Raw genomic sequence first — 14,134 nt, 5'->3', positions numbered from 1 at the left:
ATGAAGCCACCTACCTCCGAAGACATCACGCGTCAGTTGCAACAGGCGCACTTCCCTCAAAAACACGACCGCGACCTCGCCATGGCGCCCGTTGGCGATACACCGATGGTGGTAACTATCGAGCAACTTCGCCCCTACGAGCTCAACCCGCGCGTGGTGCGCAACCCGCTGTATCACGACATCAAGGCTTCGATTCGCGAGCGCGGTCTGGATCAGCCACCTGCGATCACCCGCCGTCCCGATGAGCCGCATTTCATCATCCGCAACGGCGGTAACACCCGTCTGAGCATCCTCGGTGAGCTGTGGCAGGAAACGCGCGAAGAACGCTTCTTCCGTATCCATTGCCTGTTCCGTCCCTGGCAGTCGGAGTCACATGCCTTGCTCGGGCACCTGGCCGAGAGTGACTTGCATGGCCAGTTGACGTTTATCGAGCGGGCTCTTGCCGTGGCGAAGCTTCAGGACATGTTCCAATACGCGGACACCCACCTCACCCAGCGCGAGCTCGCCGCGCGCTTGAGTGAGGATGGCTATCCCATCTCGCAGTCACACATCAGCCGTATGTTCGACGCGCTCGAGCACTTGCTCCCTGCCATCCCGCAGATGCTGTACGCGGGCCTGGGCAAATCTGCCATCGTGCGCCTCATCAGTTTGCGACGGCGAGCGGAGTCGATTTGGAACCGGTACTTCGGTGCCCCCGAGCAGTTCCCGCTGTTGTGGTTCGAGATTCTGTCAACGTTCGACGGTGAAAAACCGGAACTGGATTCGGGTGAGCTGCAGGATGAACTCATTGCCAGGATGTCCGTTTCCTTGGAGCAGACACCTCGTCTGTTGGCTCTGGAGCTGCACCAGGAGCAACGCCCTTCGCTACACGCTGCCGACAGCCCTCCTACCCCTCAGCCCAGCCCATCGGTTGAGCTTGCAGAGTCTTCGCCTTCACCGGTACATCCGCCAAAAGCACCGGCTGCGGTATCGAATCACGAGCCGACAAAAGCTGCAAAAGCTGATGCGGACCTCTCGGCGCCGCAAACACCACGCCTGCCCGATATTCCCCATGCGATGGGGGACGAGCCATTACCGGAGAAGCTTCTGGAAGAGGTCGAGGAAGTTCCGACGTCGATCGTGACGGCGCCATCAGGCGCAGCATCACTGGAAAGGATCAGCGCCTTGCGCGCGAGCTGCGCGTCGTTGGCCGCCGAGCTTGCCGTCTACGCAGACGCTGGCGACATGGTCAACGCGCTCGCAGACGACCTAGGTTTCACGCTTTTACCGGGGCATAGCGAGCATAGTAGCCCACGGCACACCGGTATCCAGCTGTTACTTTCTGCCCTGCTGCGCCTGCAGGACGACGTGACCTGGAAGGAGCGCCAGCAGTTGCCGGCAGCACTGTTTGGGCAGTTGCTGATCGGCGTCTACGACCTTCCCTTCATCGACCGTCCAGCCCTGACAGTGGGGTTGGAACGCCTTCCTGATGCCCAGCTGGAGCAGCTGTTCTCGCTGATCCGCCACGCCCGGCAGTTGATCGAACTGACGCTGTCGTCCACTCGATAACGTGAGGAGCCACCTCATGAGCACGACTTTCAATCTGTTGAACCATGCCATGTTGAACCAGGTGCTGCATGAGCTGCGCCATGGCCGGTTACAGCGCTGCAAAGCCCTGGGCCTGGCCGATGAAGACATCGAGGTGCTGCAATCGTTGCCGCCGACCACCTTGTCTCACCTGGCGCACTCTTCGATCGCCTGGGTCGAGGTGAAGGTCGACATCACCGTGTTGCGTCGCCTGATCGTTCAGGCCGAGCGCGACGAACAGAACGAGCGGTTGATCAACCGGGCGCTCAAGTTGGGCGCGAGCTCCAACATCATGTACCGCTGCTTCGGCCTGGACCATTCGGAAACCGCGTTGCGGCGCCGTGTGCTGAAGATCGAGACGCACCGCGGTCGCCCGGTCCAACTCAGTGAAGCGCAGGAGCATGCCGTGTGGAATCGCTGGAGCCAGTTGCGCACGGAGGATCCGGACAACGACCCGCTGGACACCATGATGATGCTGGCCGAGGAACAACACATCAGCCTGACCCTGGTCTGGCAACAGATCGAACTGTACGGAGGCACACCATGCTGAGCTTTTACGAGGTCGACTGGCAAGACGTGGTGCGCCAGTGCTACGACGCCCTCCGGCGCCGAAATGAGTGGTACGCGGCGAACGGCAAACTGGTTGTCCCCACCGAGGAGCCCGCGGTGCGGACGATCTACTACGGCGACAACAACCCGCTGCCGCAGACCTTGCTGCTGGACCGCCGCCTGACGCCACTGGAGCGCAACACCTGGCAGGTGCTGCGCTGGCTGATCACCGAACGTAAGGTCAAGACGCCACGCTACCAAGACCTGCAGCCCTATCTAGCGACCAGTCCCTGCGGCGCCCAGGCCTCGCGCGAAACCATCGCCCGAGCGCTCAATGTCTTGCGCACCACCCGCTGGCTCAGCCTGGTGGAACGCTCACGTGATGCCAACGGTTGCCTGCGTGGTTGCGTCTACGTGCTGCACGGTGATCCGTTGACCGCGGCCGAGCAACTTGAGCTGGACAGCGGCTATGCGGCGCTGCTGCAGCAGAACCTCTCCCATGCCACCAAAGGGGTCAGGGACGTGGCGCAGCATGTGATCGCCGAGATCCAGGCCGACCCGCAGGTAGCTCAGATACACAAAGATAGCCTCGGTTCGCTGCCGCCGGTCCAACAGCAAACGCTGCCGCTGATGAGCGATGAACCAGATACAGAGGATTCCGAACCTGGCGCACACAACCTCGTTCGGAATTCTCCGGCTGGCGCAACAGATTCCGAACCCTGCGGCAATGCAGCGGATTTGGCTGTGGTTCGGAATACCGACGCTGGCCGTACAGTACAGAAAAACCAAAGCAAAAAAAGTACGGTACTGGGGCAGGTGGAGTTCGGTCGAGCACGGTGGCCTGAGGATTTACCGCTGAACCCGAACGAGCGGCGCATGGCCTCCCAGGCAATGCGTCAGCTCGAGCCGGAACAGCAACAAGCGGTGATCAATGAAGCGGCGGTACGTTGCGCCCGCGGTGAGATTCGAAAACCCGTCGCCTACCTGATGGGCTTGATCAAGCGCGCCTGCCAGGGCGAGTTCACCCTGTGGGCCGCGCGTACCGAGGATGAGAAATCTTCAACCCATCCTTCACGCTCAGCCAAACCTCTGCCGGAGGAACCACCCCGAGAGCGATCCAAGCGCAGCGGTCAGCGCACCGCGTCGCCACTTGCCCTCTCATGCCTGGAGGAACTGAAAAAACGCTGCCGGGGCGTCACTGCAGCGACATAGGTCTGGAACTCGATGGATCTAATGTCGATGCCATCGCTTCCAGGGACATCCACTCTCGGGAAAATGCGAGCAATCCACCTTCAGGTTGATCCGCATTGCCAGCCAAGGATTGGCCCATCGTCGGCGTCATTCCGACGGCGAGGTACTGGCGATGGTCGATCACTACCAACTCAATCTGGGCTCCCTGCGCAGCAGCATCACCCTGACCCTGCACACCCACCATGCGGCACGGCTGTGGCAGGGGCGCAGCGGTCGCGATGGGGTACATCCGATCCTGGGCATGCCCGGTTACATCAGCGTCACCAACCTGCTCAAGCACGCCAGCAGCCAGGGTGATCCGTACGCGGACTGGTTCATGCTGCAGCTGGAGGAAAAGCTGCTGCAGGCCAGGTTGGACATGGCCACGCTGACGCAGCAAATGAGCCGCGTGGAACGGGCCCTGCCCACGCAAGTCGATGTCGGTGACAACCTCAACATTCACCCCGTAACCCTGCCGCTGTTCATCGGCAGCCAGCTGGGCTTTCTCGCGATCTACCTGCTCACCGACTACGACACTCTGGTCCGCCGGGTGCTGCTCGCCCACCACACGGCGCTGATCGGCCGGGGCGATATGGAATCCTGGATCGATGGCGGCGCCCATCTGCTGCGCAGCCTGTTTGGCCTGGCGCAGCGCTACCGCTTGGCCGGGGTGAGTCGGGACGACATGGCCGCCAACAACGCCCGCGCCCGCGAAGCGATCGACAAGTTTGGCACCCTGCCGCAGGACATTCTCGAAGGGACGCGCCGCTCCCAGTTCGCCCCGCCGATCGCCCGCAGCAACGTGCGCTCAGAAATCGAAGGCCCGAATCCGCCGGAAGCCGAGGAACAGACTATATCGGACACCACGAACGACGGAGGTGAGGCATGACCCTGGCCGAAGCCATCGCCCGGCGTTTGTCAGCCGATGCTTATCGCGAGTTCGCACAGGGTGCCTCCCTAAAAGGCCTTTTAAAGCCTTTTAAGGGTAAGGGGGAGCTGCAGCAGTTCGCCGAGACGATCCTGCGCCTGCGCACCCAGGTCGCCGAGTTGATGGCGGTGATGCTGGCGATCACGGCCCAGCCACCCTTCTCGTTGCTGGAGCTGCGCCTGGTCGTCCAGCACAGCGCGACGGGCACCGATTTCCTGCGCTGGCGCAGCCCGGATTTTCTGCGCATGGGCGTGCAGGTGTGGCAGGAGGTGCTGGTTCATCCGCATCTGCACCCGGAACTGCGGCAGGCGTTGTATCAGCTGGAGACCAACCGTGTAGTGCTGAACCTGCAGATGAGCAGCCTGCAGTCGCTGTATCGTCAAGCCATCACCGGTGCCAGCAAGCTCGAGGCCGCCGAGCGCGTCCTAACCCGTTCCCCCACCGAGGAGTAACCCGCATGAGTACTTTGTTTGTTGGTGAAGGCAACATCGGCAGCGTTCCTGAGTATCAGGAGTTCAACACCAACCCGGATGAGCCGCGGCGCCTGCTGCGGCTGAATGTCTATTTCGACAACCCGGTACCGCGTGAAGGTGGCTACGAGGATCGCGGCGGCTATTGGGCGCCCGTCGAGCTCTGGAACCGTGACGCCGAACACTGGGCCACGCTGTACCAGAAAGGCATGCGCGTCCTGGTTGAAGGGCGCACGGTCAAGGAGGAATGGGAGGACAGCGACGACAACGCCCGCGTGACGTTCAAGGTGGAGGCGCGGCGCATCGGCATTCTGCCGCACCGCCTGGCCTCGGTGACCATGCGCGAGAAAGCCAGCGACAACGCCAGCACTTCGCGCAAGGGGGGAGGCAAGAAAGCGCCACGCAAATCCGGATAAGTGCGTGGTACTCAGTGGAATCGCCGCCCGCAGCGCGATATCACTGGAGCCATACAGTCAGCTCAGCGGGCACCGGCTCCTGCCGATGCTTCATTCTCGCCTGGCACTCCTATGCCGCTCATGTTCCAGCATTTGCTTCACTTCCGCCAAGTACTGGTCCAGGGCAAGGAATGCCCGCCAGTGCAGCGGACTCTCCTGGACCCAGGCAATCAACCGGGCGCGAGCCGCATCCTTGTCCGGTTCCAGATGGGTGGCCATGAACAGCTCATAGGCCTTGATCGCTAACGCATCTGCCTCACTCTGGTGGGTTCCGTGCAAGTTGTTGCCTCCGTGGTGACGGTCGAGTCATCCATCTTATTCTTGGTGATACGCCCCGTAAGGTTGTTAGTCAACCTTCAGAGTCGTTCATATCTTTGGGGTGCTGTTCGACCATATAGGTCGAATTGGAGAGCGCCCCCATTGCCCGTCAAAGAGCCTAGTCCACATCACATTGGTCGCCAGCCGGCGAAGTATCGTCGTGCCCGGCACTTGACCCAGGCGCAGGTCGGCGAGCACCTGCAGATCTCCGGCGAAGCGGTGTCGCGCCTGGAGCGAGGCTTCGTTGAGCTCTCGGTATCCAAGCTGCTGCAATTGGCCGACTTGTATGGCTGCCCTGCAGACGAGCTACTCCTGGCGATCAGCCCTCGGCCGCAGGACTTGGGCGTGTAAATCAACTCGATAATCAAAGAGCTGGATGAGGCGGATAAGCAGTTCGCCTTGGAGTCTCTGAAAACGCTGGCGAGCCACCTCGCGCAACGCAAGTAACACCCGTCCGCCGATATGAACGCGGCACCTTCGGATTTCCCCTGGCGCTTCGTAACCACACCCCCACCCTGTCGGTACCCACCGAGAGGGCACGTGTATGCGCCTGTTCATCTGCGAGAAACCTTCCCAAGCGCGCGACATCGCCCGGGTGCTGCAGGCCAGCCGCCGCGGTGATGGCTGCCTGAAGGGGCAGAACGTCACTGTCACCTGGTGCGTCGGTCATTTGTTGGAGACTGCACCGCCTGAAGCCTACGGCGACTACAAGCGCTGGTCGCTGGACGATCTGCCGATCATTCCTAGCCGCTGGCAACTGGTGGCCAAGCCCAAGGTCGCAGGTCAACTCAAGGTGATCGGCCAGCTGCTGCGCACCTGCAGCGAAGTGATCATCGCCACCGATGCCGACCGCGAAGGCGAGATGATCGCCCGGGAAATCCTCGAGCGCTGCCAGTACCACGGGCCAATCCTGCGCCTGTGGCTCTCCGCCCTGGATGAGGCGTCAATCCGCCGTGCCTTGGCCAGCTTGCGTCCAGGGGAACAGACCCTGCCGCTGTACCACTGTGCCCTCGCCCGCTCCCGTGCCGACTGGCTGGTCGGCATCAACCTGAGCCGGCTGTTCACGCTGCTCGGCCGCCGCGCCGGTTTCGATGGACTGCTGCCGGTGGGACGCGTACAGACGCCCACCCTGCGCTTGGTGGTCGAGCGCGACCGGGCGATCGCCAGCTTTGTGCCGCAGCCATTCTGGACCGTCGATGCACACCTGGAGCAGGACGGGATCCGCTTTCAAGCGCGCTGGCAGCCCCCGACCGCGGTCAGCGATGCGGTTGGACGCTGTATTGACGAAACCGCCGCACAGCAGGCGCTGAGACGCCTCATTCAAGCCGGCACCGCCGAGATCGACAATGTCGAAGTCGAGCGCGTGCGCGAAGGCCCACCGCTACCGTTCGACCTGGGCACGCTGCAAGAGATCTGCTCGGCCAAGCTCGGACTGGGTGCACAGGAGACCCTGGCTGCTGCCCAGGCCCTGTATGAAACCCACAAGGCGACGTCCTATCCGAGGACCGATTGCGGCTACCTGCCGGAGAGCATGCTCGATGAAGTGCCGCGCGTGCTCCACACCTTGGCCGCCGCTGCGCCATCGCTGGGGGCAGTTCTGAAAGAGGTGGACACCAGCCGCCGCTCCCGTGCCTGGAACAGCAGCAAGATCACCGCGCACCACGGCATCATTCCTACTGCTGTCACCCTGGATTTGGCGCAGCTCTCCGAGCGCGAGCGGGCGGTTTACACGCTAATTCGCGCCCGCTACCTCGCGCAGTTCATGCCCGAGCACGAGTACCTGAAAACCCAGGCGCTACTGCACAGCCAGACAGACCACCTGGTGGCGCGCGGCAAACAGATCCTGGTTCGCGGCTGGAAGGCAGCGATCAACGAGGCCGACGGTACCGAGCCGGCCGAACAGGCGCAGTGCTTGCCGACGTTGCGTGAATCCGCGACGGTGGCGCTGTTCGACGCCACGCTCAACGCACAGCGCACGCAGCCGCCCAAGGCCTATACCGAGGGCACGCTGGTCAAAGCGATGAAGACCATCGCCAACCAGGTGGCCGATCCGCGCCTGAAGCAGAAGCTCAAGGACAGTTGCGGGCTCGGTACCGAGGCCACCCGCGCGGCCATCATCCAGGGCCTGATCGACCACGGATACCTGTCCAAGAAGAAACGCAGTCTGGCCGCCTCAGCCGCAGCGCATACCTTGATCGAAGCGGTGCCGCCAGAAGTAGCCGACCCGGTGATGACCGCGCTGTGGGAGCAGGCGCTGGACCGCATCGAGTCGGGCCAGCTGAGCGTCGAGATTTTTCTCGCCAAGCAGGCAGAATGGCTGACTCGACTGGTGCGCAGTAACGCCACACTCACCTTGCGCCCGCCACCCAGCAAGGGGCCGTTCTGCCCGGTGTGCCGCAGCGCCATGCGCCAGCGCAAAGGTCGCACCGGCAGCTTCTGGTCGTGTATCCGCTACCCCGAATGCAAGGGCACTAAACCGGTGGCAAAAACCAAGCGGGCGAAAAACACATGACTTGACCGCACACCACAGCGCTGGTGTAGTGATCTGGCCCCTCGCCGCTTGGCGACCTAGACCGATTCGCTCCGGGCAGTTCGGTCAGACTCCTAGAGTTCGGAGCCACACTTCAGCACATCTGCGGATGACTTCTCAGTGTTCCAAGTCTCCCAGGTGGATGACCCGTGCGGCTTGCACCAGGCCGCAGGGGTCATCCGCTTCGGCGACGATGCTCAGCTCCGGTGCCCGCCGGCGAAACACTGGGCACCTTTTGTGCGCGGATGCGTGCCAGTTGATTCCGACCCAGGCCACGACAAGGGTCGGTTGATCCAGGTGGATCGGCAGTGGAGGTCTGCGACGGACTTCGGTGCCACATCGCCGGGTCAAGGGTGGTCCAACTCCTCCTAGCCTGATGACCGTCGGGCTATTTTTTCGCCGCCGACAATCCACCGAAAGCCACCCGATTCCGCCCGTTCAGAGCGCCTGAAGACCATGGTTGACGGGCCTTTCGCGGCGTTTTATAGATGAGCTGCAAACCGCTGTCGATGACAGCACCCAGGTAGCCAGGGCCTTCGAGGCTACGCCCGTTTCGGGTGGTTCTTCCCCAAAGTGCGACTCGCGCTCGGCAGCTCGCACGGTCACCGTCCCATCGGTGATGAGCGCCTTCTCGACCGATCATGTGTTTGCACCTCCCCTTGCGGAACTCACCAGCCGCCAGGGCCGGTGGATGTCCGCGTTCTGCTGAACAGGAGCTCCATCATGACTACTGCAAGCAATAACGCCCCCACCACCTACTTCAACTTGCACACCCAAGGCATCGGTTACCTGAACCGTGTTCGCGAAGTCCCGGTCCGCCGCGGCCAAGCGTTCATGGCCTGTGACATCGCTGCCTTGCACGGTGCCTCGGACGACGTCGAGTACACCCGCTTCGACTGCAAGGTCGCCAGCGGTGAAGCCGACCGGCTGATCCGTGAACACCTGGAAGATGTCCGCGCGGAACGCAAGGTCCTTATCGCGTTTCGCATCGGCGACCTCTGGGTCGATCCGTTCATGTACGAGAAAGGCGAACGCAAAGGGCAACCCGGCGCCAGCCTCAAAGGCCGACTGATCTTCATTGAGTGGATCAAGGTCGATGGCCAGTTCAGCTACCGTGCGCCGGCTCGCACCGACGCTGCCGCCGTTCCTGAGGCTGCTGAAGCAGCAGAGTTAGAACAGGCGGGTAATGACGCTGACCAAGGCCAGCCAAACCCACCCGCTGCACATCAATCCACCGCCGCACGTCAGTCTGCTTGAGGCAGGTTGACCGCCCGCAGCAGGCGCTCTTATGAGCGCCTGCTGTTCATTCACGTCGGAGGTCGCCATGGAAAGCTCGTTGCGAGCTAGAAGAATGTGCCGACTATGAGCTGAAAGTACGTGTTGGTGTCATTGCTGCCCAACTGCAGGCCCCCCCGATTTTCGCTCCTGTCGGGCTTGTAGAAGCCAACCACCGGGCTAATCATTAGATGATCGTTCAACTTCCACTCAGCATACAGATCAACCTCGTCCCCTCCGAGGTTGCTCTCATTTCGACTGATTGGATCGAAATTGAAGTACAGGGCTCCGACTGTCAGGCTCTCCACAGGCGTGGCTTTAAGGCCTACGTGCTGCACACGCGTGTTCGTGTTGAATGGCCCCGCATAGTTGGATGCAACCTCACCCTGGAACCAGGTGCCGTAGCCACGGCTCAACCCGTAAAATAGAGGATCGAAGGACTCGGAGAAGCGGCTATAGCGATAGGTTGCGGTGGGAGACCATGGGCCTTCAGAGAATGTCCAGCTGCCCTCCAGGTACCAAGCATTCTCACGACCACTATCCCGATCTTGGGTCGCATACTCGAAGGCCAGATTGAGATCTTTTACACCGAGCGATCCCGTCCCCCGAATGCTGGCCGTTTCCATGCCATCCCGCTCTGCCTGGAAAGGTGTAGCAAACCGCTTATTGACGTCCAAGCCTTTGATGTAAGTAAACCCCAGGGTACCCTCCTCTGCAACATGCTCGAGCGTTGAGACGGCCAACTCCGTTTCAGCCTGTGCACGGTTGTTGGAGTCCAGCCACATCAGGTCTCCACGCCATCCATGATCACCACCGACTCTAACAACCGCAGTGCGGTTAAGGGCCTTACGGGATGCCAGGTAGTAAGCGCCACCCCGGTCAAAATTGTCACCGAGGTCTACGTCGCCGAAATTCAGCGCATCACCCTTGATCAAGAATCCGTCGCCAACGACAACTTCTTGCCGGCCTGCGGAGATGTCGATCCCGTTTGAACCCAGAGACGAAAAAAGCTCGCCGGAACGCCACCCGATGTAGGCATCCTCGACCGCTGTACGTCGCTCTGTACCTACGGTGAAACCAGCAGCATCACCGTCTCCCCAGGTACCCGAACTCAAAAAGTTTAACTTTCCATAAACACTAGACTTGCCTGATAGCTCCGCGCTGCCATTTAGGCCATACTTCACGTAGCCTTCGCGCCAGTTTGAAGATCCGACACTCTTTGTTCCGGTAGTAGCATAACTTTCATCACTGTGAAAGGCAGCAAATACTGCTTCGAGATCAGCGTTCAGCGACCTGCCACCTTCGTTATACAACTCGTATGCGCCAACTTTGGCCGAAAAAATCAAAGTCACTGCCGAATAGGCAATTACCGCACGCGCAACTCTTCCACCACCAGACTTGTAGGTCATGATTCGCTCTTTCTTTGTTGTGTTATTGGCAAAGTAATTTGGCAGGGCTTATGGAATATTTAAAAAAACCATCAGAAAATCTGCAGATCAAAGCTATCGAATTATCAGCACTTACTAATTCTTCAAGCTGAGCTTTGATTCTTTGTGCCTATGGCAGAGATGGCAACAGCAGACTGGAGATCAATTGATCACGAAACCCGATTTTGATCGATTAGCAGGTCTAGAGCCGCCTGCAGAACACCAAGGGCCTCGGCCAATGCCAGAGCATGGGGGGCACTCACAGCTCAATCGCCCTCCTAGATTGAACGATCAGGCTTTCGCGATTGCCAGCCCCCACAAGCAGGCGAAGAATCCTTAGACCAATAACTACTCCAAAAACTGTCCCGCTGTTAGGGGAGGTCTGCATGCAAAATGACACGGCACAACAAGGGCTGAAGCCCAAATCTCTTGGTGTCTCAGACATCGTTTTTTTTGTCATCGCGGCTGCGGCTCCGCTTGGCGCTACCTTAGGCGCAGGCCCGGTTGTATTCGCAATGGGGGGTGCTGGCGCGCCCGGAATCTACCTCATCGCCTCGCTGGTGCTATTACTGTTCGCGATCGGTTTTGCGGCGATGAGCCGCCATGTGATCAGCGCGGGCGGATTTGCTGAACTTGTAAGTCATGGCCTAGGCCGTCCCGCAGGCAACGCTGCAGGCGGCATAGCCTTACTGGCCTACATCGCAATGCTCGCCGGCATCTACGGCCAATTCGCGGCCTTTGGAGCTGAGCTTGCCTCTTCCTTCGCCGGCATGCAGGTCGATTGGCGTATTGTGGCGCTGCTAATCATTGGCCTGGTCGGCGTATTTGGCTACCTGGACGTGAAGGTATCGGCCAAGGTACTAGGCGTGTTGATGATCTTTGAAATCCTGATTTTGGTGATCTTTGACGTCGCAGTCATCGCACAGACTGATATTGGAAAGCTGAGCTGGAACGGTTTCTTACCCTCTCAGGTATTCACCCCTGGCCTGGGCGTAGCGCTGATGTTTGCGTTCTGCTGTTTCGTTGGATTCGAATCCACCACGCTCTACGGTGAAGAAGCCAAGAACCCAAACCGTACCGTCCCCCTTGCTACCTATGTAGCTATTGCAATCATCGGGATCTTCTACACCTTCACCACCTGGAGCATCGGGCTCGCCTACGCAAACAGCGACGTCCAAGCCATCGCCGGGGCGGACATGGTGAATTTCGTCTTCAATGCCAACACCCAGTATGTGGGCTCCCTCTCGACAGAGGTCATGAAGCTCCTCGTTGTCTCTAGTGTCTTTGCAGTGCTGCTGTCCTTCCACAATGCCCTCAGCCGCTACCTCTTCGCACTCGCACGTAGCCACTTCGTACCGAAGCCACTCAGCCGTGTACACCCGAAACATGCGAGCCCTCATGTCGCCAGCTTGACATTGTCGATAGCCACAGCCCTTGTCGTCGGCGCATTCATGGTCGCCAATTCTGATCCAATTCAACACCTGTACATGTGGATGGTCGGCCTGGGGACGCTTGCCATTCTGGCACTGCAAACGCTTGGCGCCGCCGCAGTGGTTGGCTTCACCGTCAAAACCAAAAAGTGCAGTTCTTGGCAGGGGGTGATTGCTCCAACCCTGGGTGGCGGTGGCCTTGCATTCGCGGTGTTCCTCGCAGTGAAAAACTTCAGCGAACTCACCGGCACCAAAGAAGGGTTAGCCACCTACCTACCGTGGCTAGTGCTGATCGCCGCAGTGCTAGGCCTACTCAATGGCTACCGGGCTAAAGACAAGCTCCACGCAACCAACGCGGCCTCCTGACAGACGGCATAACAAACAGAAAACAGAACGCTAGCCGCACCAATTCAAGGCTATCGAGCGATGCAAGTGGTTGATTCTGACCACGTGATTTTGGAGATAACAATGAATAAGCCTCAACCATATGCCTCGTTTAACCTGCAACCCATCGCCGGAATCTGGCGCGAGGGCAGCACAGGTCGATCGATGACTGTTAGCGACCCTTACACACGTAGACCATTGATCGAAATCCCCCTGGCCAGCAAAGATGATTTGAACGAAGCCTACGCGCGGGCCAAAGAGGCTCAGGTTGCCTGGGCAGAAACAGGACCCACTGCTCGTGCTGCAATCATGCTCCGTGCAGCCCAGATCTTCGATGAGCGTCGCGAAGAGATCGTGGAGTGGATCATCGCAGAATCGGGCAGTACGCGTGTTAAGGCCGAGATCGAGTGGGCAACAGCCAAGGGCATCACTGTAGAGGCTGCATCGTTCCCAAACCGTGTACATGGTCGAATTGTAGAGTCGGATATCCCGAACAAGGAAAGCCGCGTTTACCGACGCCCACTGGGCGTCGTGGGCGTCATTAGTCCCTGGAACTTTCCATTCCACTTAACCCAACGCTCCCTGGCCCCGGCACTGGCTCTTGGTAACGCAGCCGTTGTGAAACCGGCCAGTGACACCCCGGTGACTGGAGGACTCCTTCTCGCACGAATCTTCGAGGAGGCAGGGCTTCCGTCAGGCCTGCTCAGCGTGGTCGTGGGAGCTGGTGCCGAAATCGGCGACGACTTCGTGTCCCACCCTGTCCCGAGCTTCATTTCATTCACGGGGTCGACCCCAATTGGCCAGAACATCGCTCGCCAAGCGAGTAGCGGTGACTACCTCAAACACGTTGCCCTCGAACTGGGGGGCAACAACCCATTCGTGGTATTGGCAGACGCTGACCTTGAACTCGCTGTACACGCTGCAGTAGTAGGCAAGTTCCTGCACCAAGGCCAAATCTGCATGGCCATTAACAGGATCATCGTCGAAGACTCGATCTATGATGATTTCGCTTCCTTGTTCATCCAGCGGGTGAGCAAGCTCGTTATTGGTGATCCGAGAGACCCGCAAACGGCAGTTGGCCCAGTGATCAACCAGAAGCAATTCAATGGCCTGACCCAGAAGGTAGCCCTAGCCAAGCGTGAAGGCGCCGTACTGGCCTATGCTGGAGAGTCTCAAGACTTGGTCTTCGCTCCTCATGTCTTCACCGAGGTTAAACCTCACATGGAGCTGGCGGTCGAAGAGATTTTCGGCCCGATTGCGGGCTTGATGCGTGCGGACAACGCAGATCATGCGCTTGAGCTGGCCAACAATACCCAGTTCGGACTTTCAGCAGCAGTGTTCAGCGGCGATTTGGATCGAGGTGTGCAGTTTGCCCGGAGGATTCATTCCGGCATGGCGCACGTCAATGACATCCCAGTCGCAGATGCCGCCAACGTCCCATTCGGTGGAGAGAAGAACTCCGGCCTCGGTCGGTTCAATGGTGATTGGGCAATCGACGAGTTCACAACAATCCAATGGGTATCGGTGCAACGCCAACCTCGCCATTACCCTTTCTGATGTGCACACCCGGCC

At 59.8% G+C, this 14,134-nt stretch carries 12 protein-coding genes and 1 pseudogene; 11 read left to right on the top strand and 2 right to left on the bottom strand.

The genetic code is table 11. The annotated features are described in order from the left end of the window. The 6 genes from ACNFHO_RS00950 (at nt 1) to ACNFHO_RS00925 (ending at nt 5,159) form a co-directional block, all read left to right on the top strand. Nucleotides 1–1,548, top strand: coding sequence for a ParB family protein (locus ACNFHO_RS00950; RefSeq protein ID WP_019098990.1), 1,548 nt, complete (start codon nt 1–3; stop codon nt 1,546–1,548). Nucleotides 1,549–1,564: 16 nt separating this feature from the next. After that, entirely contained in the window at nt 1,565–2,116 is a 552-nt protein-coding gene (locus ACNFHO_RS00945) for a DUF2857 domain-containing protein (protein ID WP_019098991.1), read from the top strand. Beyond that, on the top strand, nt 2,110–3,327 hold the full coding sequence (locus ACNFHO_RS00940) for an STY4528 family pathogenicity island replication protein (protein ID WP_019098992.1): 1,218 nt from the start codon (nt 2,110–2,112) through the stop codon (nt 3,325–3,327). Before ACNFHO_RS00945 ends, ACNFHO_RS00940 begins: the two co-directional genes overlap by 7 nt. A 151-nt stretch (nt 3,328–3,478) precedes the next feature. Continuing rightward, entirely contained in the window at nt 3,479–4,234 is a 756-nt protein-coding gene (locus ACNFHO_RS00935; RefSeq protein WP_416764828.1) for a PFL_4669 family integrating conjugative element protein, read from the top strand. Continuing rightward, complete coding sequence (locus ACNFHO_RS00930; RefSeq protein ID WP_019098994.1) at nt 4,231–4,725, top strand: DUF3158 family protein; 495 nt, start codon at nt 4,231–4,233, stop codon at nt 4,723–4,725. The genes ACNFHO_RS00935 and ACNFHO_RS00930 overlap by 4 nt, the downstream gene beginning before the upstream one ends. Before the next feature lie 5 nt (nt 4,726–4,730). Next, nucleotides 4,731–5,159 carry a single-stranded DNA-binding protein gene (locus ACNFHO_RS00925; protein WP_019098995.1) on the top strand — a complete coding sequence of 143 codons (429 nt, stop codon included), beginning with the start codon at nt 4,731–4,733 and terminating at the stop codon, nt 5,157–5,159. 90 nt (nt 5,160–5,249) lie between these two features. On the opposite strand, the gene ACNFHO_RS00920 is transcribed toward ACNFHO_RS00925, so the two are convergent. Then, nucleotides 5,250–5,477, bottom strand: coding sequence for a hypothetical protein (locus ACNFHO_RS00920; protein WP_019098996.1), 228 nt, complete (start codon nt 5,475–5,477; stop codon nt 5,250–5,252). Nucleotides 5,478–5,618: 141 nt separating this feature from the next. On the opposite strand from ACNFHO_RS00920, the pseudogene ACNFHO_RS00915 reads away from it, so the two are divergent. From ACNFHO_RS00915 to ACNFHO_RS00905, 3 genes and pseudogenes are all read left to right on the top strand, one after another. Continuing rightward, nucleotides 5,619–5,963: pseudogene (locus ACNFHO_RS00915) on the top strand (helix-turn-helix domain-containing protein). A 97-nt stretch (nt 5,964–6,060) separates the two neighbouring features. Beyond that, complete coding sequence (locus ACNFHO_RS00910; protein WP_019098998.1) at nt 6,061–8,028, top strand: DNA topoisomerase III; 1,968 nt, start codon at nt 6,061–6,063, stop codon at nt 8,026–8,028. 741 nt (nt 8,029–8,769) lie between these two features. Then, complete coding sequence (locus ACNFHO_RS00905; RefSeq protein WP_019098999.1) at nt 8,770–9,303, top strand: STY4534 family ICE replication protein; 534 nt, start codon at nt 8,770–8,772, stop codon at nt 9,301–9,303. A gap of 86 nt (nt 9,304–9,389) precedes the next feature. Here ACNFHO_RS00905 and ACNFHO_RS00900 read toward each other — a convergent pair whose 3' ends face one another. Continuing rightward, nucleotides 9,390–10,730 (bottom strand): hypothetical protein, encoded by a 1,341-nt coding sequence (locus ACNFHO_RS00900; protein WP_019099000.1) that lies wholly within the window; start codon nt 10,728–10,730, stop codon nt 9,390–9,392. A 404-nt stretch (nt 10,731–11,134) separates the two neighbouring features. Here ACNFHO_RS00900 and ACNFHO_RS00895 point away from each other — a divergent pair, with 404 nt between their 5' ends. Further along, nucleotides 11,135–12,544, top strand: a complete 1,410-nt coding sequence (locus tag ACNFHO_RS00895) for an APC family permease (RefSeq protein ID WP_416764824.1) — start codon at nt 11,135–11,137, stop codon at nt 12,542–12,544. A gap of 102 nt (nt 12,545–12,646) precedes the next feature. Then, nucleotides 12,647–14,119: an aldehyde dehydrogenase family protein gene (locus ACNFHO_RS00890; RefSeq protein WP_026020471.1), complete on the top strand. Its 1,473-nt coding sequence runs from the start codon at nt 12,647–12,649 to the stop codon at nt 14,117–14,119. Nucleotides 14,120–14,134 lie beyond the last annotated feature (15 nt).

This window comes from Pseudomonas sp. NY15374, from assembly GCF_048068255.1.
GTDB classification, from domain to species: Bacteria; Pseudomonadota; Gammaproteobacteria; order Pseudomonadales; family Pseudomonadaceae; genus Aquipseudomonas; species Aquipseudomonas machongensis.
Note: the sequence above shows the minus strand (reverse complement) of the source record. Positions and strands in the feature narration are given on the sequence as shown.

What these genes read in the sequence shown, in the direction of transcription:
- ACNFHO_RS00890 (WP_026020471.1), top strand. Translation starts at nt 12,647, where the DNA reads ATGAATAAGCCTCAACCATATGCCTCGTTTAACCTGCAACCCATCGCC.
- ACNFHO_RS00895 (WP_416764824.1), top strand. Translation starts at nt 11,135, where the DNA reads ATGCAAAATGACACGGCACAACAAGGGCTGAAGCCCAAATCTCTTGGT.
- ACNFHO_RS00935 (WP_416764828.1), top strand. Translation starts at nt 3,479, where the DNA reads ATGGTCGATCACTACCAACTCAATCTGGGCTCCCTGCGCAGCAGCATC.
- ACNFHO_RS00900 (WP_019099000.1), bottom strand. Translation starts at nt 10,730, where the DNA reads ATGACCTACAAGTCTGGTGGTGGAAGAGTTGCGCGTGCGGTAATTGCC.
- ACNFHO_RS00950 (WP_019098990.1), top strand. Translation starts at nt 1, where the DNA reads ATGAAGCCACCTACCTCCGAAGACATCACGCGTCAGTTGCAACAGGCG.
- ACNFHO_RS00910 (WP_019098998.1), top strand. Translation starts at nt 6,061, where the DNA reads ATGCGCCTGTTCATCTGCGAGAAACCTTCCCAAGCGCGCGACATCGCC.
- ACNFHO_RS00905 (WP_019098999.1), top strand. Translation starts at nt 8,770, where the DNA reads ATGACTACTGCAAGCAATAACGCCCCCACCACCTACTTCAACTTGCAC.
- ACNFHO_RS00925 (WP_019098995.1), top strand. Translation starts at nt 4,731, where the DNA reads ATGAGTACTTTGTTTGTTGGTGAAGGCAACATCGGCAGCGTTCCTGAG.
- ACNFHO_RS00930 (WP_019098994.1), top strand. Translation starts at nt 4,231, where the DNA reads ATGACCCTGGCCGAAGCCATCGCCCGGCGTTTGTCAGCCGATGCTTAT.
- ACNFHO_RS00940 (WP_019098992.1), top strand. Translation starts at nt 2,110, where the DNA reads ATGCTGAGCTTTTACGAGGTCGACTGGCAAGACGTGGTGCGCCAGTGC.
- ACNFHO_RS00945 (WP_019098991.1), top strand. Translation starts at nt 1,565, where the DNA reads ATGAGCACGACTTTCAATCTGTTGAACCATGCCATGTTGAACCAGGTG.